The organism is Streptomyces sp. NPDC127108 (assembly GCF_042677545.1).
GTDB lineage: Bacteria > Actinomycetota > Actinomycetes > Streptomycetales > Streptomycetaceae > Streptomyces.
This window is the reverse complement of record NZ_JBHXTE010000048.1, coordinates 1-20,390: the sequence shown is the minus strand read 5'-3', so window position 1 is coordinate 20,390 and position 20,390 is coordinate 1. Positions and strand designations below refer to the sequence as shown.

Sequence of the window (20,390 nt, the reverse complement as noted above, 5' to 3'; positions counted from 1 at the left end):
CGCGCGGCACCCGGCCGGGCCGCGCGCTCGGCGACCCGGCCGCCCACCCTAGCGAGTTACTCCTTGATGGGGTAACGCTGCTAGCGTGCGGCCATGACGAAGGCGCGCACCGCCCCCGCGGCAGCGGACAGTGAACCGTCGGCCGCCGACCGGGAGTTCCGCTGGCGCGGCGGCCGGACGTCGCTGAACCTGACCGCGACCGTCGGCAGGCGTGGGCAGGACGGCATCGAACGGCTGCGTGACCCGTCGGACCTGTCCCGCTGGTTTCGCGAGGCAGGTCTGACAGAGCGTCACATGACGGTCTCGCGGTCCGAGTTGGCGCAGGCGCGAGCGCTTCGTGAGGCCGTGCACCGGATCGCGGCGGCGGCACGCGAGGCCACCGCGCCCGAGGCGAAGGACCTGGACCTGCTCAACCAGTGGACGGCACGGCCGCTCCCCGGCACGGGCCTCACCCTCGACGGGAACGGCACCCCCCGGCCGCTGCCGCCCGCACTCGACACCCGCGGCCTGCTCGGCCTGCTGGCCCGCGACGCGGCGGATCTGCTCGGCGGCCCGCTGTCCGGGCGGATCCGCGAGTGTGCCGCGGCCGACTGCACCCTTCTGTTCGTCGACGAGAGCCGGGCGGGAGCGCGGCGCTGGTGCTCGATGGACGCCTGCGGGGCGCGGGCGAAGATGGCGGAGTACCGGGCCCGCAGGCGCGGCGGGACGACGACGCGCTCGCGCGGTGGTACGCGGGCCGACTGACCCGGACGGCAGGAGCAACGGCGACCGGCCCGGCCGCCCGGCCGCGAAGGGCATCACGTCAGAGCGGGGCCCCGCCGAACCCGATCTCGTTCCCGTCGGGATCCCGGTACAGGGCCTTGCGCACACCGTTGCCGTACGTCTCCCGCCACACGGGTTCGACGCCCCGGGCGGCCATCCCCGTGACCCGGGCGTCGAAGTCGTCGACGAAGACGGTGTGCAGGGCGTGCCCCGCGTGCTCCGGCCGCTCCTCGACGGCGATCGACCGGTGCTCCGCGAGCTCCCACACCGCCTCGGTGTCGCTCGCGACATACGTCGGCGGGGTGCCGAGCAGCCGCTCGTACCAGGCGAGGGCCGCCGCGAAGTCGCTGACGGGGATTCCTGCGAAGAGATCAAGGGCCATGCGGCCATGCTAGAAGCCCCGAGTCGCCCCGGATCGCAACGAAAACGCCTCGCCCCGCCTCACGACGGAGACGCGCCGCTCCGCCTCACAACGGCAACGCGCACACGGCCATCGGCGCCCCGAACGGCGTCCCGGCGAGGGCGAGTTCACCGGTGCGCCCGTCCACGCGGAAGACGCTCACCGACCCCGACCGCTGGTTCGCGGCGAACAGCAGCCGTCCCGAAGGGGCGAGGGCGATGTGCCGAGGGAAGTCCCCGCCCACCGGCACCGTGCCGAGCAGCCGCAGGCCGGCCCCGTCGCGCTCGACGGCGTACCGGGTGAGGCTGTTGTCGCCGCGGTTGGCGAGGAAGGCGAAGGCGCCGTCGCCGGTCACGACGGGCTGCGCCGGGTAGCTGGTGACGCCGGGGCGGGTCCCCGTGGACTGCGGCTCGCCCGGCGAGAGCCGCCCGGTCGCGGGGTCGTAGCCGCAGACCACGACCGTGTTGTCGAGTTCGTTGGCGACGTACGCGAACCGCCCCGACGGATGGAAGGCGAGGTGCCGAGGCCCCGCGCCCGGCCGCACCGTGGCGTACGAGACGCGGCTCAGCCTTCCGGCCTTCGTGTCCAGCCGGTACGTGTACACCGTGTCGGTGCCCAGATCGACGGCGAGCACGTACCGGCCGTCCGGCGCGGTGACGATCTGGTGCGCGTGCGGGCCCTGTTGCCCCGGCCCGGGCGGGGGCGTGGAGTGCGTGACGAGGTCGGTGCGTTCGCCGAGCGCGCCGGACGCGTCGACGGGGTGCACGGCCACGCTGCCGGACGTGTAGTTGGCGCTGAGCAGCCACCGGCCACCGGGGTGCACGGAGAGATGGCAGGGTCCGGCGCCGCCGGTGCCGCGCGTGCCGAGGACGCGGTGGTCGCCGTCGGGGGAGAGCGCGATCGCGGTCACCCCGCCCTGCTCCCGCTCATTGACGGCGTACAGCGTCCGCCCCGACGGATGGGCCGCCAGATACGACGGATCCGGTACGCCACCGAGTGTGCCGACGCCGGTGACACCGCCCGTCTCCTCGTCGTACGTCGCGAGCCCGATGCCCTTGCCGCCGCCGGACTGCGAGGTGTACGTGCCGAGGAACAGGGGCCGTCGGCCGCGCGGGCCGGGCGCGGCCGCGGCGACGCCGGTCGTCACCGCCGTGGCCGCGGCCAGGCTCGTACCGAGGAACCGCCTTCTGTTCATGACTCCACTCATGACTCCACCTCGCGGGTCAGTGATGACGGATGTGGCAGGCGTGGCAGACACAGTGGCCCCGAACCCCGTCAACAGGCAAGAGGTGCAACTTGAGTTGCAACATGCGCAACGCCATTCTCCGCGTTCTCCTCCACTTCCCTCCGCGTCCCCGCGCTTTCCCGCGCCTTCTTCCGCCGTGCGGGGGAGGAGGGTGGTCCATGGGAGCGATGTGCGGGCCGCGGCCGGACGGCAGGGTCTCAGGCACAGGCCCCCGGTGTGGCCTGGCCGCTTCCCGTCGAGCCGCATTCCGGAGGACCTCGTGGCGCTCCCCACCCGCACCACCCGCACCGACACCGTGCCCGCCCCGCCGCCACCCCGCTCGTCCTCCGCTTCCGCCACGCCCCCACCCGCGCCGGGCCCCGCGCCATGGTGGCGACGCTGGCCCGCCTGGGCGCCACGCGCCACCGCGGCCTGGGGCGTCGCGTACGCCATGGTCCAGACCCTGTGGGCCGCCACCGGCACCGTCGTACCGATCGCCGGGGACAGACACACCCCGGCCGCACTCCAACTCCTCCTGGCCGCCCTCGCCCTGCTCGCCGCCGGTGTCGCCCCTGCCACGACCAGGCCTCTCGCCCGCCGGGCCCGCCGCGCCGTGGGCATCGCGCTCGCCGTGCTGATCCCCGCGCTCGGCTGGGGCGTGATCGGCCTCCCTCTCTACGTCGTCGTCCTCCTGTCGGGCTCGGGCCTGGAGAGCGCCACAGGACTCGCCAACCTCCTGCTGCTCACGCCCGGGACGGTCCTGCTCGGCATGGTCGCCGTCTCGTACGGCCGTCGGCTGCGCGGGCGCTGCCCCCGCTGCGGCGACGCGCACGCGGGCGACGGCGAGGGGCCGCTGAGCCACCCCGAAGCGTCCACCGCGCCCCGCAGGACGCGCGTGACGGCGCATCTCCTGCTGTGCGGACTGCTGCCGTGGTCCGTCGTGAAGACCGTCTGGCTCTTCGGCGGCGACGCGATCGGGGTGAGCGGGGAGGCCTGGCAGCACGAGATGGAGGCGGACGCGACCGGCGGCGCGCGGGCGCTCGCCTCGGTGGGCGTGGACGTGACGGTGCTCGCCGCGCTGCTCGGGGTGTTCCTGACACTCGGCCTCACGCACCGCTGGGGCCAGGTGTTTCCGCGCTGGACCCTGCCGCTGGCCGGTCGGCGCGTGCCCCGGCTGCTGCCGCTGGTCCCGGCCTGGCTCACGGGGTTCGCTCTCGCCCTGTACGGGACGCTGCTCACGTTCGGATCCCTGCTCATGGCCGTCGGGCTGCTGCCGGAGCCGGAGCCGGAAGGCGTGTTCACGACCGGCTCCGGGCTCGTCTGGATGGTGGCGTTCGGAGGCCTCGCCTTCGGCGGGCTCGGCTGGGGGCTGCTGGTCGCGGCCCGCTCGTACGCCGGACGCACCCGCCCCCACTGCGGCCCCGCCCCGACCGCCGCGCAGCGGCCACGCCCGCAAGGGAGGTGACCGCCGTGCGTCGGCCGGTGTGTCAGTACGCGATGAGGCCGCTCGTGTTGCGGTCGAACTTCAGGTAGAACTTCTTGCCGTTCGGCACGTCGGTCACGGCGGTGTCCCACACGCCCTGTGAGAGCCACCGCTTGGCGTAGCACTTGTGCGGCTGGCCCGGGCCCCTGTCGAAGCAGGCCTTCACGTACGCGCCGACCCGGGCCTTCACGTTGACGTCGGCGCAATGGGCGGTGGTCCTGGCCCAGTTCGGATAGGCCGGCCACACCTTGTTCGTCGTGCTGAAGTTCTTCGCGCTGCCGTAGCAGGACATCGGGGCGACGTCCGCCGAGGCCGTGAGGGCGCCCCCGGTGAGCAGTCCTGCGGTCATGGTCCCCGCGGCGAGGGCCGTGGCGATCTTCCTGCGAGTGCGCATGCTTCTCCTTCTGCCTGTGAGGGTCTGACGAGTTCTGTTGGTTCGCCATCGACCTCATCAGGGCGGGAGTTGTTGCGCTGCCGGGTCCCGGACGTGAATCAAAGCAGCTCACAAGCCCGGGTTGGCCAGATGGGGGCTTTCCCGGTGGCGGGGGGCGTGCTGGGATGAGCCGCCGCCGCTCACGCGGACGGCACGGGGGAAGGACAGCGACATGGGGCGTCCGGAGACCGACATCGATCCGGGACAGGGACCAACGCAGCAGTTCGCTTCCGAGCTGCGCAAGCTGCGCCGGGAAGCGGGCGGGATCACCTATCGGAGGATGGCGCGGCAGGCGGAGTTCTCCGCCGCCACGCTGTCGCGGGCCGCCGCGGGGGAGCAACTGCCCTCGCTGCCGGTGATGTTGGCGTACGTCGGCGCGTGCGGCGGTGACCCACAGCAGTGGGAACAGCGCTGGCGTGAGGCGGCCGCGGCGGAAGCCCGGCAGAAACACGTCCCGTCGGACGACGGAGAGGAGCCGCCTCCCTATCGGGGGCTGGCCCGTTTCGACGTGGGCGACGCCGATGTCTTCTTCGGCCGCGACGAGCTGACCGAGGAACTGCTGCGCGAGGTGGGGGAGCACCGTGTCGTGGTGGTGTTCGGCCCGTCGGGCAGCGGCAAGTCGTCCCTGCTGCGAGCGGGACTGATTCCGCGTCTGCGAGACCTCGAAGGATCCCTCCGGCCCGCGGCGGTGCGGATCCTCACCCCGGGGGAGTGTCCGTCGCGCACCCACGGGCGCGCACTCGCCCCCGCGCCCGGCGAGGGAGACACCTGGCTGGTGGTGGACCAGTTCGAGGAGGTCTTCACCCTCTGCCACGAGCCCGGTGAACGCGCCGATTTCATCGCCCAGTTGCTCGCCGCGCACGATCCCGCAACGCGGCTGCGCGTGGTGCTGGGGGTGCGGGCCGACTTCTACCCGCACTGTCTGGCCGATCCGGGCCTGGAAGACGCGGTGCGGCGGAGCAGCCTGCCGGTGGGCACGATGGACCGCGAAGGGCTGCGGGCGGCGATCGTGAAGCCCGCCCAGGCGGCGGGCGTGAGCGTCGAGCGGGCCCTGACCGCCCGGCTCGTCGACGAGGTGGAAGGGGAGCCGGGCGGCCTGCCCCTGCTGTCCCACGTGCTCCGGGAGACATGGCGCCGCCGCCGGGCGCGCCTGCTGACCGTGGGAGCCTACGAGGCGAGCGGTGGTCTGCGGGGCGCGGTCGCGCAGACCGCCGAGGAGATCTACACCGGCTTGTCGGGGAGCCGCCAGGAGGTGGCCCGGCAGCTGTTCCTGCGTCTGATCTCGCCGGGGGAAGGCTCGCCCGACACACGACGCCCGGTGCGGCGCGACGAGTGGGACTTCCATGACGAGGGGGCCGTCGCGGCGGTCCTGGCCGAACTGGTCCGCGCCCGGCTCGTCACCGTCGACGACGACACCGTCGACCTCGCACACGAGGCCCTGATCACCGCCTGGCCGCGCCTGCACGCGTGGATCGAGGAGGATCGTCAACGCCTCATCACCCATCGCCGGCTGACCGATGCCGCCCGCGCCTGGGACGAACTCGCCCGGGACGCGGGGGCCCTGTACCGGGGCACCCGCCTGGCCACCGCCGAAGAGCAACTGGGCAGCCCGTCGCACGGGGACGAACTCAACGAACTGGAGAGGTGCTTCCTCGCCGCGAGTTCGGCCGAGCGGGATCGTGAACGCGCGCGGGCCGCGCGCACGACGCGCAGGTTGCGGGGACTGACGGTCGGTCTGTCGCTGCTGCTGGTCCTTGCCTTGACCGCCGGCCTGATGGCGTGGCGGCAGAGCGAGACCAACGACCGCCAGCGCCTGCGCGCCGAGGCGCAGCGGCTTGCCTCCTTCGCGGAAACCCTGCGCTTCAGCGATCCCCGGCTCGCCATGCGGCTGAGCGTGGCCGCCTGGCGGATCGCCGAGACGCCCGAGACGCGGTCGGCCGTGGTGAGCTCCCTGGGCCAGAGGGAGCGGGACGTGTTCTCCGTGCCCACCGCCGAGCGGACCGGCGTCATCAGGCTGAGCGAAGACGGCCATGTCGTGATCAACCGGCAGGACGACCGGGTCACCGCATGGAAGGTGAGCACGCGTCGCGCCCGCACGGTCAGGGTGGCCCCGAACACGGATGACGACGTGATCCCCAGCCCCGACGGAAAGATGATCGCGCGGCTGGCCACGGGCGCGGAGGCGGACTCGATCCAGGTGTGGGACATGCGCAGCGGCAAGCCCTTGGCCAAGCGCAGGGCAGGGAGCTCGATCGGGGAGCTGAGTTTCGGCAGGGGCGGCAGGACGTTGCTGACCAGCGGCTTCCCTGGGACGTCGGATGAGAACGCCGACATCGATGAAGAGGGCGCCCTCCACGAACTGTGGGACGTCCGGCTGCGGAAGCGTCTCTTCAAGCGGGTCGTGGGGCTCAACGATCGGATGGTGGCAAGTGACCGCCTCGTGGCGTGGTGTCCCGAGCGCGGCGGCGCGCTCAAGGCGTGGGACGTCCGCGCCGACGCCGCACGCACGCTGCACGGCAAGGGAGTCGACACGGCCTGCCGACGTGGCGGTGCCCCTGTCTTCGGTACCCGCACGGTCGCGGTCGCCGACGACACCGGAGTACGCCGCTGGGACACCGACTCGGGCCGTGAACTGCCCCGGCTCCACCTCGAGCCACCCATCGAGGGCCGGGATCCCGCCGACGAGCCACGCGCACCGCTCGACCACATCGTGTTCAGCGACGACAACCGTTTCGTGGCCGGTGCCAGCGACGAGCAGATCGTGCTCTGGCGCGCGGACCGGCCGAAGCAACCGGTGTGGCGCCACCCGCTCGACCACGACCAGGTCGAACAGCTCGCCCTCGATGTGAAGGGCGGAGCGGTGCGATATCTCGGCACGGGCGGCCCGACCGGGGACGTCGTGCGGACACTCGACATCGGGCCGGCCGTGGTCTCCCCCTGGCGACCCCAGCAGGACCTATGGCCACTGCTGAGCGCGAACAGCAACGTGCTCGTCGCAGTCGAACGCCACAGGAAGACGGTGGACGTCGGGATAGCGGACAGGAGTACGGCCAGAAGGCCCCGCCACGTCGTCACGCTCCCCAAGTTCCACGACGAAAGCCTCTATGGCATCACCACCGAGGACCTGGTCTCCCTCAGCGCCGACGGCCGACTGCTGGCCTTCGCGCGACACGACCGGGTGAGCGTGTGGGACGCGCGGGAGCAGCGAGTCGTCCGCACGCTCAAGGCGCCCGGGACGGTGTGGAGCGTCGCCCTCTCGCCTGACGGCACGCGCCTTGCCGCCACCAGGGACAAGGGCGGGGAGATCTGGGACGTGGACAGCGGCAGGAGGCTGGGGGCGCTGGCAGGCAAGGAGTTGACCAAGGCGGTGTTCCGCGCGGACAACAAGCTGGTCGCAGCCCTGGAAGGAGGGGAGGAACCGATCCTTTTCCCGGCGCCTTCGGGCAGGGCGCGCCGCATGCCCTCCGCCATGTCCCCAGGGGCACTGGTCTTCAGCAAGGACAGCCGATTCCTCGCTCTGGGCAGCCTCATGGGGGACGTGTACCTGTGGGACGCGCGGGGCGAGAAGCGGCTTCGTACGCTGCCAGGGGTGTCCGGCGGCGACCTTTCGTGGCAGTCCGTGGCCGCGCTGGCCTTCTCGCCGGACGGGAGCCGGCTCGCCGTCGCCGGGGTGCAGGGCGCGCTCCAGGTGTGGGACACCGAGACGGGACGACAGATCGGCGGTGACCTGCTCACGTCCGGCGACTGGATCACCTCCGTCGCGTTCGGCCCGGACGGAACCGCCGTCGACGTGGCCGGTCGGCACACCCTCGTCCGGCGCTACACGGTCACGGCGGACAACGGCGTCCCCGAGGTCTGCCGTCGAGCCGCCGGTGGCCCGACCCGCGCCCAGTGGGCGCGGCACATTCCAGGCGTGCCCTACCAGGAGACGTGCTGAACGACCTCCTGCGGGCTGCGGCTCGGTGCCCGGGGAGCCGTCAGCCCTCGGGGGTGATGAGGCCGCGCTCGTACGCCTTGATCAGGCGCTGCGGTACGAGATGCGTGACGCCGTCGACCGTCACGGGCGCCAGCTGCGGGGTGGTGGCCTTCCACTGGGCGCGGCGGTGCCGTGTGTTGCTGCGGGACATCTTCCGCTTGGGTACGGCCATGGGGTCCTCCGGGGTGGTGCGTGCGGGCGGGAAAGCTGGTCAGAGGCTACATGAAAATGGATCCCATTAACAAAAGCGGGCCCCGCCCTCCTGGCCGCACGACCGGAGCCCGCGCCGTCACCGGCGCCCGTTGACCCTCACGTCACGTCAGGCTGCACGCTGTACGGCGACGAAAGGGTGACGATCATGAGCTATACCGTCGGGCAGGTCGCGGGTTTCGCCGGGGTCACGGTCCGTACGCTGCACCACTACGACCGGACCGGCCTGCTGGCGCCGAGCGAGCGCAGCGCAGGCGGCTACCGGCTGTACGGCGAGACCGACCTCGCCCGGCTCCAGCAGATCCTCTTCTACCGCGAACTCGGCTTCGCGCTCGACGAGATCGCCGAGATCCTCTCGGACCCCCAGGCCAACGCGCCCGACCTGCTCCGGGCCCGGCGCCGCACCCTGCGCGAGCAGATCGACAGGCTCGAACGGCTCGTCGAGGTCGCCGACCGCGCCATGGAGGTCCAGGAGACGGGGGTGAGGCTGACCCCGCGGGAACGCTTCGAGGTCTTCGGCGAGATCACCTTCGACCTGAGCTACGCCACCGAGGCCGAGATCAAATGGGCGGACAGCGCAGGACACCAGGAGGCCATGGCCCGCGCCGCCGCCCACTCCCAGGAGGACTGGGCCTGCCTCATGGGCGAGGCGGCGGCCTGGCGCGAGCGGCTCCTCGCGGCCTTCGACGCCCACGAGCCCGCCGACGGTCAGCAGGCCAGGGCCCTCGCCGACGAGCACCGGCGGCACATCGGCCGCTGGTTCACCGACTGCCCGCCCGCCATGCACCTGCGCATCGCCGACGACTTCGTCACCGACGCCCGGGCGTTCGCGCTGGTCGTGCCGCCGTCCCAGCAGCGCCCCGGGCTCGCCCGGTACTTATGGGAGGCCGTCCGCGCCAACGCCGATGTGCGTGCCGACGCTGATGCGCTCGCCGAAGCCGGTGGTGGCGGTGGTGGTGGCCGTAGCGGTCGCGGTCACGGCGACGCCGAGGGTAAAGCTAAAGCTGAGGGTGAGACTCACGGGGGTGTGCGATGCGAGTGCTGATCACCGCCGCCGGTTCCCACGGCGACGTCGCCCCGTACACCGGCCTGGGCGCCCGCCTGCGTGCGGCCGGGCACGAGGTCGCGCTCGCCACGCACGAGAGTTTCGCGCCGCTGGTGCGCGGCGCCGGACTGGGGTTCCGGCCGCTGCCCGCCGACACGCGTGCCTCAGGGGCGGTGGCGGGGCGCCGCGAGCTGATGCGGGCGGCCGGTGCCTTCGTACGTGACCTCGGTGCCGGACTCGCGGACGCCGTCGACGACGGCGACGAACTGCTCGTCCTGTCCACGACGACGGCCCCGCCGGGCTGGCAGCTCGCGGAGGCCCTCGACGTGCCGACGATCGGCGCCTACCTCCAGCCCGCCCATCCGACAGGGGAGTTCGCCCCGGTCGTGAGCGGCGCGCGGTCCCTGGGGCGCTGGGGCAACCGCGCCCTGGGGCGCTTCTCCCTGCGCATGGTCGACCGCGTGTACGCCGACGCGGTGCGGGACCTGCGGACCCGCCTCGGGCTTCCGGCCGCCCCTCTGGCAGACGTGCGCGCACGTCAGGAAAGGGCGGCCTGGCCGGTGCTCCACGGCTTCAGCCCGGCGGTCGTACCGCGTCCGGCCGACTGGCGCGCCGGGCTCGACGTCGTCGGCAACTGGTGGCCGTACCACGACCCGGACGAGCGACTGCCGCCCCGGGTCGAGGACTTCCTGACGTCCGGTCCGCCACCCGTCTTCGTCGGCTTCGGCAGCATGGCGGCGGGCGAGGGCGAATGCCTCGGCGAACTCGCCGTGGCGGCGCTGCGGCGGGCCGGACTCCGGGGCGTCCTGCAGTCCGGGCGGGCGGGCCTGGCGGCGTCCGGCGACGACGTCCTCGCGGTCGGCGAGCTGCCGCACACCCTGCTCTTCCCCCGTATGGCGGCCGTGGTGCACCACGCGGGCGCGGGCACCACGGCGGCGGGGCTGCGCGCCGGAGTCCCGGCCGTGCCCGTGCCCGTGACCGCCGACCAGCCCTTCTGGGCGGCGCGCCTGACGGCGCTCGGTGCCGCCCCCGCCCCTCTCCCGTTCCGCGCGCTCACGGCGGAGCGCCTGGCCGACGCGCTCATCCACGCGGTGCACGAACCGGCCTGCGCCTCCGCCGCCATGGCCGTCTCCCGGTCGATGGCGGCGGAGGACGGGGCGGGCCGGGTCCTCAAGGCCGTGGAGCGGCTCGGGCGTGCATGAGGCACCGGTGCCCGCCGACGCGCCTCACGGCCGCCCGGCCTCCGGCACCTCCTCGCCCTCCGGGACCGGCCCCGGCGCCGTGCCCTTCCCGAACGGGCTGCCGCCGAGCTCCTCGCGGTGATGCGGTGTCAGCCAGCCGCCGAGGTCCGGGCCGAGCGGCACGATGGCGGTCGGGTTGATGCCCGTGTGCACTTCGTAGTAGTGCCGCTTGATGTGGTCGAAGTCGACCGTGTCGCCGAAGCCCGGTGTCTGGTACAGATCGCGGGCGTACGCCCAGAGGACCGGGTCCTCGGTCAGCTTCCAGCGGTTGCACTTGAAGTGGCCGTGGTAGACGGCGTCGAAGCGCACCAGCGTCGTGAACAGGCGGATGTCCGCCTCCGTGATGCTGTCGCCGACCAGATAGCGGCGGTCGGCGAGGCGCCGCGACGTCTCCTCCAGGCGCCGGAACACGTCCCGGCACGCGCTCTCGTACTCGCTCTGGGAGGACGCGAAACCCGATCTGTACACGCCGTTGTTGACGTCGCGGTAGATGCCGTCCATGACGGTGTCGATCTCGTCGCGCAGCGCTTCGGGGTACAGATCGGGTGCTCCGGGGCGGTGCAGGGCCGTCCACTCGGTGGCGAGGTCCAGGGTCAGCTGCTGGTAGTCGTTCGTGACCAGCCTGCCGCTCGGGACGTCCACGATCGCCGGGACGCTCACCCCGCCCGGATAGCCCGTCTCCCGCGCGTCGTACGCCTCGCTGAGATGGCGGATCCCGAGGACCGGGTCGCGGCCGCCCGGGTCCAGCGTGAAGCGCCAGCTGCGGTCGTCCTGGATCGGGTCGGCGACCGCCAGCGAGAGCACGCCCTCCAGGCCGAGGAGCCTGCGGGAGATCAGGGCGCGGCTCGCCCAGGGGCAGGCCCGGCTCACCACCAGGCGATACCGCCCGGCCTCCACCGGCCAGCCGTCGCGGCCGTCGGCCGTGACGCGGTCGGCGAAGTGACTGCGCGAGCGCTTGAACGGCTTCTTGCCGTACGTGTCGTTGCCGCCCGCCTTCTCGCTGCCCGCCGACTCCCGCTCCGCGCCGCTCACCGCAGGCTGCCTTCGGGGCGAGGGGCGGGGGCAGGCACGGGGCCGGGTGCGGGTGGTGACAGGTCGTAGATCCTGTTCAGGAGCGCGGCCTCGTTGCCCGCGAGGCCCGCCCGGCGCAGCGCCTCGTCGGCTTCCGCGATCGGCACGGCGAGCAGCGCGGCGGTCTGCGCCGTCGCGGGTCCGGACAGGGCGGCGCGTGCGGTGTGGAGGAGGCGCAAGCACGCCTGTGCCGCGGCCAGTTCGGGGTGTGTCGTGCCGGTCATGTCGGTGGGCTCCTTTGCGCGCGGTCACCAGGGTCGAAGGTGCAACCCCCACTCTTGCGCACGGGTCTGACAATTGCCCTTCAACCACCACGCGCGCGTGCCCCACGAGCCGCCCCGGACGAAGCCGCCCTCAGCCGGTTCGCCGTACGAGCCGCAGCCGCAGCCCCTCCGGCATGAGCGTGAGCCGCTCGGCGACCCGCAGCCGGTAGCCCGCCTCCGGCACCAGGTCGTAGCGCCGCAGCAGCAGCCCGAGCACCAACGTCGCCTCGTGCAGGGCGAACTGACGGCCGATGCAGGCCCGCGCGCCCGTGCCGAACGGCTTGAAGACGTGCGGCGGCCGGGCGCGCACCGCGGCGGGCGTGAACCGGTCGGGGTCGAACGCCTCCGGCCGGTCGCCCCACGCCTCCTCGTCCCGGTGCAGCAGCATCGTCAGGACCAGCGCCCACGCGCCCCGCCGCATCGGGTGCGCCCCGTCGAGCACCGTGTCGTGCAGGGCCTCGCGCGCGAACGCCGGGGCGGTCGGCCACAGCCGCAGCGACTCGTCGAGCACCCGGCGTACGTAACGGAGCTTGGCCACCTGCTCGTACGCGGGCACCTCCGTCCGCCCCCACACCTGCTCGACCTCCTCCCGCGCGCGGGCGCACACCTCGGGATGCCCCGCCAGATAGTGCAGCGCGAACGACAGGGCGCCCGACGTCGTCTCGTGCCCCGCGACCAGGAAGGTGATGACCTGGCGCCGGATGTTCTCCGCCGAAAGCCGCTCACCGGTGTCGGGGTGGGCTACGTCGAGCATCCGGTCGAGCAGGTCGCCCGGGGCGCCCGAGGCGTCCGCGGCGCGGCGGGTCGCGACGACCTTGTCGACGGTCCGGTTCAGATACGCCATGTCGGCGGCGTTGCGCCGCTCGGACCGGCGCAGGAGCAGTGGCGCGAGCGCGGGCGGCAGGACGTTGCGCCGCTGGGCGTGGGTGAGCGTGCCGACCATCGCGGTCACGAAGGGATGCGGCCGGGACCGCTCGAAGGAACCGAAGTCGTGCCCGAAACCCGTGCGGGCGATGGTCTCCAGGGTCAGCTTCGTCATGTCGCCCGGCACGTCCACGGGTCGTCCCGCGGCGGCCGCGCCGTCCCAGCGAGCCGTCAGCTGCCCGGCCACGTCCAGCATCAGCGGGTGATAGCCCGCCATCGCCTCACGGCTGAACCCGGGCGCGAGGATGTCGTGCGCGAGCTGCCAGTTCGGTTCGTGGTTGTACGCCGTGAACAGGCCGTCGCCCGCGACCGGACGCAGATTGGCCACCCCGAGCCCCACGTGCTTGGCGAACCGCGCCTCGTCGGCCAGGTCCGCCGCGAGCCGCGCGCCCCAGACGAACACGATCTCCTTGCCGAAGGCCTTGCGCCGGAAGATCGGCCCCAGGGCGCGGCCGATGCGCATCGAGTCCTGTACGGGCGTGCGGACGTTCGCCCCGAGCACGTCGCCGACCAGCGGCACCCGGCGTGGCGGGTGCGGTATGCGGCGCAGCTCGGGCCAGCCGGCCTCCGCGTCGCGGAATCCCTTCGGCAGGTCCCCGGGCAGCGGCTCGGCACTTCCCGTCGGCTGCGTCGTCTGCGCCATGACCGCCATCTCCTCTGTGCACAGGGCTCGTTCGAGCCTGTTGTACGTGGATTCAATAGGAGGCCGAGTCTGGTCCTGTTGTTGAACCGACGTCAAGTAAGGTGCTCGCATGGTCGCGAATCCGCAGGAGCGCACGCGCCGCAGACTGAGCACCGAGGAGCGCAGGGAGCAACTCCTGACCGTGGGCGCGCGACTGTTCGCGCAGAACCCCTACGACGACGTCTGGATCGAGCAGGTCGCCGAGATCGCGGGCGTCTCCCGCGGGCTCCTCTACCACTACTTCCCGACCAAACGGGACTTCTTCGCCGCCGTCGTGCAGCGCGAGAGCGAGCGCATGCTGCGCCTGACGGCCGCCGAACCCGGACGGCCCGTGCGCGAGCAGCTCGGCGCCGGTCTCGACGCCTTCCTCGGGTACGTCGAGGGCCACGCCCAGGGCTTCCGCGCCTTCCACGGCGCGAAGGCGGCGGGCGACCCCACGGTCCGCGAGGTCTACCGCGAGGGCCTCGCCGCCCAGGAACGCCAGATCCTCGCCGCCCTCGCCGCGGACCCCGAGACGGCCCCCCTGGCCGCCGAACTGCCCGCGGTGCGCCTCGCCGTGCGCGGCTGGCTGGCCTTCATGGTCGCGGTGTGTCTGGAGTGGCTGGAGGAGCCGGAGCTGACGCGCGCACAGGTGCGGGACCTGTGCGCGCGGGCGCTGCTCGGCGCGATCCTGCCCTAACCGGGACGGCCCGGCCGTACGCGCGCCCGGGGCGCGTGTGAGGGCGGCGCGTCCGGGTGGCGTGGGGGTGCCACCGTGAGGAGCGCGAAGCACAGTGCGGCGAGGAGCTCGAAGGCCGCGGCGACGAGGAGCGAGCCGGAGAGCGACCAGGTGGCGATCGGGCCGCCGATGCCCGCGCCGATCGCGAACCCGGTGATCTTGAGGCTGGCGCCGGTGGTGAAGATCTGGCCGCGCAGCCGCTCGGGGGCCTCCCGGTGACGCACCGCGAACAGCGCGGTCAACTGCGGTCCGGCACCCGCCCCGGCCACCGCCATCGCCGCGAACAGCGCGAGGGGCGACAGGGCCGCGGCGAGGAGCAGCGCGAGAGCGAGGGCGAGGACGCTGCCCAGGATCGTGGCGTCGGGCCGCAGCAGGTCGGGTCGCCGGGCGAGGAGCGCGTTCGCGAGGAGGGACGCGGCGGCGAGGGCCGCGAGCAGGAACGTGCCCGAACCGGTCGTGCCCAGGGCCCGTTCGCCGAGCAGGGGAGTGCAGGTCACCAGCATGCCGACGCCGACGTAGGAGACGACGGAGGTGAGGGTGGCGCGGGCGAGGGGCCGGGTGCGGCCGATGGCGGCGAAGCCCGCGGCGAGGTCGGCGACGAGTCCGGCGACCGACGAGGACGGCTCGGCGCGGACCGCCGGGGCGCGCCTCGGGAGCGTCCACGCGGCCGGGAGCGCGAGGGCGATCAGCGCCAGGGACACGACGACGCCCGCTGCCGCACCCGCCGCCATCGCGACCGCACCGGCCAGGGCGGGGCCCGCGAGGCTCGCCGTGTTGAACGTCAGCGCGTCCAGAGCGTTGGCGCGCGGCAGGCCCTCCGGGGCGGCCACCCGCGGGAGTTGCGAGGTCCACCCACCGGCGAGCGCGGGCCCAAGCAGCCCGCCGCACACGGCGGTGGCGAGGACGACCGGCAGCGGCAGCCGCCCGAGGCTCAGCAGGATGACGAGCAGCGCCGCGCAGTACGCGGCCAGCGCCCCCGCGAGGAGCCGCCCGGGACGAGCCGCCCTGTCCAGCATCGCGCCGAAGACGGGCCCGCCCACGGCCGCCGACACGGTGATCCCCGACAGGAGCGCCGAAGCCGCCGACGCCGACCCGGTCACCGAGAGGCCCACCAGGAGCAGCGCCGGGCCCGACATCTCGTCCCCGGTGCGGGCGGCCGTGGCGCCGACGAGATAGAGCGGCATGCTGTAACGCTTTGGCATTTACAGCACGTTACAAGGTAACGGAGAGTCCAGGGAAGGGCGTTACGCTGACGTGTGTGAAGAGGCCGAACGACGCAGAAACCGCCGACCCGTTGCAGCACGAGCCGAAGCACGGTTCGACGAGTGAGCCCAAGCGCGGGTCGGCGAGCGAGTGGTCCACCCGCCATTCCGTGCTGCGGTCCGCGCAGCGCGCCGCCGCGCTCGTCAACGTCCTCAGCGTCGACGGGGCCGCTGCGCCCACGACCGGCTCGCTCGAGGCGATCGACATGCCTGAAGCGGTCGAAGCGATCGAAGCGGTCCTGCGCGAGTACGGCGAGGCCGATCCGCTGGGCGTGACCGCCGCGGACGTGGCGGACATGAGCGCCGTCGCCGAGCGGCTGAGAGAGGTCTTCGCCGCCCCCGATGTCGACGCGGCGGCGACGCGACTGAACCGGCTCCTCGCCGAGGGCTGCGGCCCGGTCCGGCTCACCGCGCACGGCGGCGGCTCGCCGTGGCACATCCACCTCGACAGCGACGACTCCGCACCCTGGGCCGAGTGGTTCCTCGCCTCGTCCTGCATGGCCCTCGCCGTCCTCGTCTGGGACCGCCAGCGGCCCCCGGGCGGCCTGTGCGCGTCAACGCGCTGCGGCAACGTGTACGCCACCGGCGGCAGCGGGGCCGAACGCCGCTACTGCTCACCGCGGTGCGCGACCCGCGAACGAGTGGCGGACCACCGGCGCGCCAAGGAGGGCCGTCCGCCCCGGAGGGGCCGGGGACACCAGGGGCCCGAGGAGAACCGGTGAACTCCAGAAGGCGTACACGTGCGCGAACCCTTCCTATGCTGACCCCATGAGGCGGACCTCCTTTGCGAATTGGCCCTGTTCCATCGCGCGCACCATGGACCTGCTCGGCGACTGGTGGACGCCGCTGGTGCTGCGCGAGGCCTTCTACGGAGTCACACGGTTCGACGCGTTCCAGCAGGCACTCGGCATCGCCCGCAACACCCTCGCCGACCGGCTGCGACGCCTGGTCGACGAGGGGCTGCTGGAGAAGCGCCCGTACCAGAGCGATCCGGTGCGCCACGACTACGTACTCACCGAGAAGGGCCGCGACTTCTTCGGGGTGCTCGCCGCGATGAACAGCTGGGGCAACCGCTGGCTCAGCGGCGACGACGGCGCGCCGGTCGTCTTCCGGCACGAGCCCTGCGGCCACGACAGCGCCGCCGAGGTCGTGTGCGGGCACTGCAAGGAGCCCATGACGGCCGCGGACACCCGGCCCCGGATGGGCCCGGGCTTCCCGGACCGCCTGGCCGAACGAGCCGAGGTGCGCCGACGTTTCGCCCAGTGAGATCCCCGGACGTCAGCTCGTGAGCACGACGAGCTGCTGCGTCGCCCGGGTCATCGCGACATAGCGGTCCACCGCCCCCTCGACGCCCTCGCCGTACGACCCCGGGTCGATGAGGACGACCAGGTCGAACTCAAGTCCCTTGGACAGCTCCGGGGTCAGGGAACGGACGCGGGGCGTCGCCGGCAGCGCGTCGACCTCGGTGGTCCGCGTGGCGATGACGCAGGCTGTTCCGTCGGCGTGCGTGGCCAGCCAGTCGTCGAGGACCGAGGCCAGGTCCGTGACGGAGCCGTGGACGACGGGCAGGCCGTTGCTGCGGATGGACGTCGGCACGTTGGCGTCCGGGATCACGGCCCGGACGACCGGCTCGGCCTCCGTCATGATCTCTTCCGGGGTGCGGTAGTTGACGGTCAGGGAGGCCTCCCGGATCCGGTCGAGCCCGGCCCGCTCCAGGCGCTCCGCCCACGACTCCGTGAACCCGTGCCTGGCCTGGGCGCGGTCGCCGACGATGGTGAAGCTCCGGGACGGGCAGCGAAGCAGCAGCATCTGCCACTGGGCGTCGGTCAGTTCCTGCGCCTCGTCGACGACGATGTGCGCGAACGGCCCCGCGAGCCGGTCCCGGTCGGCGGTGGGCAGGGCGTCCTCGTCGATCAGGCTGTCCTGGAGGTCCTTTCCGCGCAGGATCCGCACCGCGCCCTCGCTCTCGTCCCCCGCCGAGTCGATGTCGGCGGTCGTGATGATCTCGTCGATGACGCGGGCCATGCGCTCGCGCTCGGCGGCGACGGCGGCGGCCCGGCGGCGCTTCAGACGGGCCGCCTCCGGGTCGCCGAGGCGCTGGCGTGCCGCGTCCAGGAGCGGCAGGTCGGACACCGTCCAGGCCTGGGGCGCGTCCTTGCGCTGGAGCCTTCGCACCTCGTCGCGGTCGAGCCAGGGCGCGCACATCCGCAGGTAGGCGGGGACCGTCCACAGGTCGGAGACGAGGTCGGCGGCCTCGATCAGCGGCCACGCGCGGTCGAGGGCCGCGACCAGTTCACGGTCCTGGCGCAGCGAGCGCAGGAACAGCTCGGGCGAGATGCCGCCCTCCTCCTCGTCCATCCCCAGCTTGTCCATCAGGAGCGTGGCCAGTTCCTCCCAGATCTGCTCCCGCGCCTCGTTGTGCGGGGTGCCGGGGCCCGGCGCCCTGAACGCCTCGGCCCAGTCGTCGGCGCCCACCAGGACCTCGGTCCAGGGCGTCGAGACGCTCATGGCCTCGGTGGGCGGCTCCTCGTAGAACGCGACGGCCTTCTCGATCGCCCGCACCATGTCCGCGGACGACTTCAGACGGGCCACGTCCGGGTCGGTCTCAGGGGCCGCCGTCGCGCCCTCGGCGACCAGGTCCCGCAGGGTGCAGGTCTGCACACCGTCCTCACCGAGGCTCGGCAGGACGTCGGCGACGTAGCCCAGATAGGGCTCGTGCGGGCCGACGAACAGGATGCCGCCGCCGCGCCGATGGTGGCCGAGGCGGGGGTCGGAGTACAGGAGGTACGCGGAGCGGTGCAGCGCGACGACGGTCTTGCCCGTGCCGGGGCCGCCGTCGACGACGAGGGCACCGCGGGAACCCGCGCGGATGATGGCGTCCTGGTCGGCCTGGATGGTGCCGAGCACGTCCCGCATCCGCTCCGACCGGTTGCTGCCCAGGCTGGCGATGAACGCGGACTGGTCGTCGAGCGCGGCGTGGTGCTCGAGGCCGTCGGCGGTGAACACCTCGTCCCAGTAGTCGCTGATCCGCCCGCCGGTCCAGCGGTACCTGCGACGGCTCGCCAGGCCCATCGGCTCGGCGTGCGTCGCCGCGAAGAACGGCTCGGCCGCGGGGGAGCGCCAGTCGATCAGGAGCCGGCGCCCCGAGCTGTCGGTGAGGCCGAGCCGCCCGACGTGCAGCGGCTCCGGGTCGTCCGCGCCGACCACGCGTCCCAGACACAGGTCCAGGCCGAAGCGGCGCAGGGCGCGCAGCCGTGCGGTGAGCCGGTGGACCTCCGCGTCCCGGTCGAGGCCCTGGCGGCCGATGCCGCCGGGCGCCCTGAGCACGGTGTCCAGGCGGTCCGACAGCTCGGCGATGGTCTGCGCGAGGGTCTCCGCGATGGCCGCGAAGTGCTGTTCGTCGTCGGCGATCAGCGCCGGATCGGCCTTGGCGTCGAGTCGGTCGGGCAGGTTGAACGCACTGGTGGTCACGGAGGTCATGCTGGGTGAATCTCCCATTTCCGCAGGTCCGGCTGGCTGAGGTCAGCGATTCTGCGGTACGACGGGGGCCTTGCCGCAAGCCCCCCGGTGCGCTATAAGTTAAGAGTGGCAAGGAGAGGTAGTTCTCCTTGCTTTCTTTTTTGCCCGATTTCTACGGGCGCCCGACTCCCACGCGTCCTACGGCAGCCGGAAGGCCAGGCACACCACGAGGGTGCCGTCCGTGACCGACGCCCCCTGCCGCGCCCAGTAGCGAAGGTGCCCCGAGCGCCAGTCGGCGAGGTCGGCGAATCCCTCGCCCTCGGCGTCGGCGTGCGCCCACGTCACCTCGGCGAAGGGCAGCACCTGAACGCCGGTGATCTCGACCGTGGCCACGCACCCGCCGTCGTCGTCCAGGACGGCCAGACGCTCGCCGGGATACTCCAGGCCCTCGGTCTCCGTCGCGTAGTCGGCGAGGAGACCGGTCGTGCTGGTCTTCGCCCCCGCGAGGACGAGGCTGTTCAGCTCGGCCCGCAGCGCCCCCGGGGTGCCGAGCTCGAGGGAGCGCATTCCATTGACTCGCGGCCACATCGTCCTCGCCTCGCCCGCCTCGCCTCGTTCGCCCCGCTCAAGGGATCCGACGGCACCAGTGTGCCCGAACCGACCACGGCCGGATCCCGTTTTCCGGGTGCGCGGGCGGCGCGCGAACTCCTTGACAGGTCAGTCCTGTTGAGCAACTCTGCTGGCCATGGAGTGGACTGGCGTACGTTACGTGGACCAGCCGACCGTCGAGGTGCGCACCTGGATCGACGCGCCGCCCCACCGGGTGTGGGACCTCGCCACCGACATCACGCTGATGCCGGGCCGCAGCGGCGAACTGCGGGCCGTGGAGTGGCTGGACGGCGCCGCCGCCCCGGCCCGGGGCGCGCGCTTCGCCGGACACAACGAACACGAGGCCTTCGGAGCGTGGACGACCACGTCCCACGTCGTCGAGTGCGAGGCGCCCCGCGTCTTCGGCTGGGCGGTCACCGACCCCGAACACCCCAGCGCCTCCTGGCGGTTCAGCCTCCAGGGCCGCGACGGCGGCACTGAGCTGACGCACTGGATGCGGATGGGACCAGGGCCTTCCGGCCTCTCGCTCGCCATCGAGCGGGCGCCGGAGAAGGAGCAGAAGATCGTCTTCGTGCGGATGCGGGAACTGGAGCGCGGGATGAACGCCACCCTGGACACCATCAAGGC

Annotated in this window: 19 protein-coding genes; 9 read left to right on the top strand and 10 right to left on the bottom strand. The window is 73.0% G+C overall.

Going from position 1 to position 20,390, the window contains the following annotated elements; translation table 11 throughout:
* Nucleotides 1-93: 93 nt before the first annotated feature.
* Entirely contained in the window at nt 94-744 is a 651-nt protein-coding gene (locus ACFVHO_RS32530) for a CGNR zinc finger domain-containing protein (RefSeq protein WP_385722563.1), read from the top strand.
* 58 nt (nt 745-802) lie between these two features.
* On the opposite strand, the gene ACFVHO_RS32525 is transcribed toward ACFVHO_RS32530, so the two are convergent.
* Nucleotides 803-1,144 carry a VOC family protein gene (locus ACFVHO_RS32525; protein ID WP_385722560.1) on the bottom strand — a complete coding sequence of 114 codons (342 nt, stop codon included), beginning with the start codon at nt 1,142-1,144 and terminating at the stop codon, nt 803-805.
* Nucleotides 1,145-1,229: 85 nt separating this feature from the next.
* A complete protein-coding gene (locus ACFVHO_RS32520; protein ID WP_385722557.1) occupies nt 1,230-2,357 on the bottom strand; it encodes a lactonase family protein in 1,128 nt (375 codons plus the stop codon).
* 310 nt (nt 2,358-2,667) lie between these two features.
* On the opposite strand from ACFVHO_RS32520, the gene ACFVHO_RS32515 reads away from it, so the two are divergent.
* Nucleotides 2,668-3,852, top strand: a complete 1,185-nt coding sequence (locus ACFVHO_RS32515; RefSeq protein ID WP_385722555.1) for a hypothetical protein — start codon at nt 2,668-2,670, stop codon at nt 3,850-3,852.
* A gap of 22 nt (nt 3,853-3,874) precedes the next feature.
* Here ACFVHO_RS32515 and ACFVHO_RS32510 read toward each other — a convergent pair whose 3' ends face one another.
* Nucleotides 3,875-4,264, bottom strand: coding sequence for a hypothetical protein (locus ACFVHO_RS32510; protein WP_385722552.1), 390 nt, complete (start codon nt 4,262-4,264; stop codon nt 3,875-3,877).
* Nucleotides 4,265-4,475: 211 nt separating this feature from the next.
* Between ACFVHO_RS32510 and ACFVHO_RS32505 the strand changes: the two genes are divergently transcribed.
* Nucleotides 4,476-8,240 (top strand): helix-turn-helix domain-containing protein, encoded by a 3,765-nt coding sequence (locus ACFVHO_RS32505; protein ID WP_385722550.1) that lies wholly within the window; start codon nt 4,476-4,478, stop codon nt 8,238-8,240.
* A gap of 40 nt (nt 8,241-8,280) precedes the next feature.
* Here ACFVHO_RS32505 and rpmF read toward each other — a convergent pair whose 3' ends face one another.
* On the bottom strand, nt 8,281-8,451 hold the full coding sequence (gene rpmF, locus ACFVHO_RS32500; protein ID WP_380853219.1) for a 50S ribosomal protein L32: 171 nt from the start codon (nt 8,449-8,451) through the stop codon (nt 8,281-8,283).
* A gap of 186 nt (nt 8,452-8,637) precedes the next feature.
* Between rpmF and ACFVHO_RS32495 the strand changes: the two genes are divergently transcribed.
* Complete coding sequence (locus ACFVHO_RS32495; protein ID WP_385722547.1) at nt 8,638-9,534, top strand: MerR family transcriptional regulator; 897 nt, start codon at nt 8,638-8,640, stop codon at nt 9,532-9,534.
* Nucleotides 9,522-10,736: a glycosyltransferase gene (locus ACFVHO_RS32490; RefSeq protein ID WP_385722544.1), complete on the top strand. Its 1,215-nt coding sequence runs from the start codon at nt 9,522-9,524 to the stop codon at nt 10,734-10,736. The genes ACFVHO_RS32495 and ACFVHO_RS32490 overlap by 13 nt, the downstream gene beginning before the upstream one ends.
* A 24-nt stretch (nt 10,737-10,760) precedes the next feature.
* Here ACFVHO_RS32490 and ACFVHO_RS32485 read toward each other — a convergent pair whose 3' ends face one another.
* From ACFVHO_RS32485 to ACFVHO_RS32475, 3 genes are all read right to left on the bottom strand, one after another.
* Nucleotides 10,761-11,807, bottom strand: coding sequence for a glutathione S-transferase family protein (locus ACFVHO_RS32485; protein ID WP_385722542.1), 1,047 nt, complete (start codon nt 11,805-11,807; stop codon nt 10,761-10,763).
* A complete protein-coding gene (locus ACFVHO_RS32480; protein WP_385722539.1) occupies nt 11,804-12,070 on the bottom strand; it encodes a hypothetical protein in 267 nt (88 codons plus the stop codon). The genes ACFVHO_RS32485 and ACFVHO_RS32480 overlap by 4 nt, the downstream gene beginning before the upstream one ends.
* Nucleotides 12,071-12,200: 130 nt before the next feature.
* Nucleotides 12,201-13,676, bottom strand: coding sequence for a cytochrome P450 (locus ACFVHO_RS32475; RefSeq protein WP_385722537.1), 1,476 nt, complete (start codon nt 13,674-13,676; stop codon nt 12,201-12,203).
* A gap of 109 nt (nt 13,677-13,785) precedes the next feature.
* Between ACFVHO_RS32475 and ACFVHO_RS32470 the strand changes: the two genes are divergently transcribed.
* Complete coding sequence (locus tag ACFVHO_RS32470) at nt 13,786-14,394, top strand: TetR/AcrR family transcriptional regulator (protein WP_385722535.1); 609 nt, start codon at nt 13,786-13,788, stop codon at nt 14,392-14,394.
* Here ACFVHO_RS32470 and ACFVHO_RS32465 read toward each other — a convergent pair.
* Nucleotides 14,391-15,635 carry an MFS transporter gene (locus tag ACFVHO_RS32465; protein ID WP_385722532.1) on the bottom strand — a complete coding sequence of 415 codons (1,245 nt, stop codon included), beginning with the start codon at nt 15,633-15,635 and terminating at the stop codon, nt 14,391-14,393. The genes ACFVHO_RS32470 and ACFVHO_RS32465 overlap by 4 nt on opposite strands.
* A gap of 92 nt (nt 15,636-15,727) precedes the next feature.
* On the opposite strand from ACFVHO_RS32465, the gene ACFVHO_RS32460 reads away from it, so the two are divergent.
* Both ACFVHO_RS32460 and ACFVHO_RS32455 read left to right on the top strand, forming a co-directional pair.
* Entirely contained in the window at nt 15,728-16,417 is a 690-nt protein-coding gene (locus tag ACFVHO_RS32460; RefSeq protein ID WP_385722684.1) for a CGNR zinc finger domain-containing protein, read from the top strand.
* A 46-nt stretch (nt 16,418-16,463) separates the two neighbouring features.
* Complete coding sequence (locus ACFVHO_RS32455; protein ID WP_385722530.1) at nt 16,464-16,961, top strand: winged helix-turn-helix transcriptional regulator; 498 nt, start codon at nt 16,464-16,466, stop codon at nt 16,959-16,961.
* A 12-nt stretch (nt 16,962-16,973) separates the two neighbouring features.
* Here the strand turns inward: ACFVHO_RS32455 and helR are convergent, their stop codons facing one another.
* Nucleotides 16,974-19,175, bottom strand: coding sequence for an RNA polymerase recycling motor ATPase HelR (gene helR, locus ACFVHO_RS32450; RefSeq protein ID WP_385722527.1), 2,202 nt, complete (start codon nt 19,173-19,175; stop codon nt 16,974-16,976).
* Between the two features lie 177 nt (nt 19,176-19,352).
* Nucleotides 19,353-19,721, bottom strand: coding sequence for an ASCH domain-containing protein (locus ACFVHO_RS32445; RefSeq protein ID WP_385722524.1), 369 nt, complete (start codon nt 19,719-19,721; stop codon nt 19,353-19,355).
* A gap of 178 nt (nt 19,722-19,899) precedes the next feature.
* Between ACFVHO_RS32445 and ACFVHO_RS32440 the strand changes: the two genes are divergently transcribed.
* Nucleotides 19,900-20,390: SRPBCC family protein (locus ACFVHO_RS32440; RefSeq protein WP_385722521.1), on the top strand; the 491-nt coding region annotated here is incomplete at its 3' end.

Excerpts from the sequence above, each read along its gene's own strand:
- rpmF (WP_380853219.1), bottom strand. The coding sequence starts at position 8,451 with ATGGCCGTACCCAAGCGGAAGATGTCCCGCAGCAACACACGGCACCGC.
- ACFVHO_RS32465 (WP_385722532.1), bottom strand. The coding sequence starts at position 15,635 with ATGCCAAAGCGTTACAGCATGCCGCTCTATCTCGTCGGCGCCACGGCC.
- ACFVHO_RS32525 (WP_385722560.1), bottom strand. The coding sequence starts at position 1,144 with ATGGCCCTTGATCTCTTCGCAGGAATCCCCGTCAGCGACTTCGCGGCG.
- ACFVHO_RS32455 (WP_385722530.1), top strand. The coding sequence starts at position 16,464 with ATGAGGCGGACCTCCTTTGCGAATTGGCCCTGTTCCATCGCGCGCACC.
- ACFVHO_RS32495 (WP_385722547.1), top strand. The coding sequence starts at position 8,638 with ATGAGCTATACCGTCGGGCAGGTCGCGGGTTTCGCCGGGGTCACGGTC.
- ACFVHO_RS32475 (WP_385722537.1), bottom strand. The coding sequence starts at position 13,676 with ATGGCGCAGACGACGCAGCCGACGGGAAGTGCCGAGCCGCTGCCCGGG.
- ACFVHO_RS32445 (WP_385722524.1), bottom strand. The coding sequence starts at position 19,721 with ATGCGCTCCCTCGAGCTCGGCACCCCGGGGGCGCTGCGGGCCGAGCTG.
- ACFVHO_RS32520 (WP_385722557.1), bottom strand. The coding sequence starts at position 2,357 with ATGAACAGAAGGCGGTTCCTCGGTACGAGCCTGGCCGCGGCCACGGCG.
- helR (WP_385722527.1), bottom strand. The coding sequence starts at position 19,175 with ATGACCTCCGTGACCACCAGTGCGTTCAACCTGCCCGACCGACTCGAC.
- ACFVHO_RS32480 (WP_385722539.1), bottom strand. The coding sequence starts at position 12,070 with ATGACCGGCACGACACACCCCGAACTGGCCGCGGCACAGGCGTGCTTG.
- ACFVHO_RS32510 (WP_385722552.1), bottom strand. The coding sequence starts at position 4,264 with ATGCGCACTCGCAGGAAGATCGCCACGGCCCTCGCCGCGGGGACCATG.
- ACFVHO_RS32470 (WP_385722535.1), top strand. The coding sequence starts at position 13,786 with ATGGTCGCGAATCCGCAGGAGCGCACGCGCCGCAGACTGAGCACCGAG.
- ACFVHO_RS32490 (WP_385722544.1), top strand. The coding sequence starts at position 9,522 with ATGCGAGTGCTGATCACCGCCGCCGGTTCCCACGGCGACGTCGCCCCG.
- ACFVHO_RS32505 (WP_385722550.1), top strand. The coding sequence starts at position 4,476 with ATGGGGCGTCCGGAGACCGACATCGATCCGGGACAGGGACCAACGCAG.
- ACFVHO_RS32530 (WP_385722563.1), top strand. The coding sequence starts at position 94 with ATGACGAAGGCGCGCACCGCCCCCGCGGCAGCGGACAGTGAACCGTCG.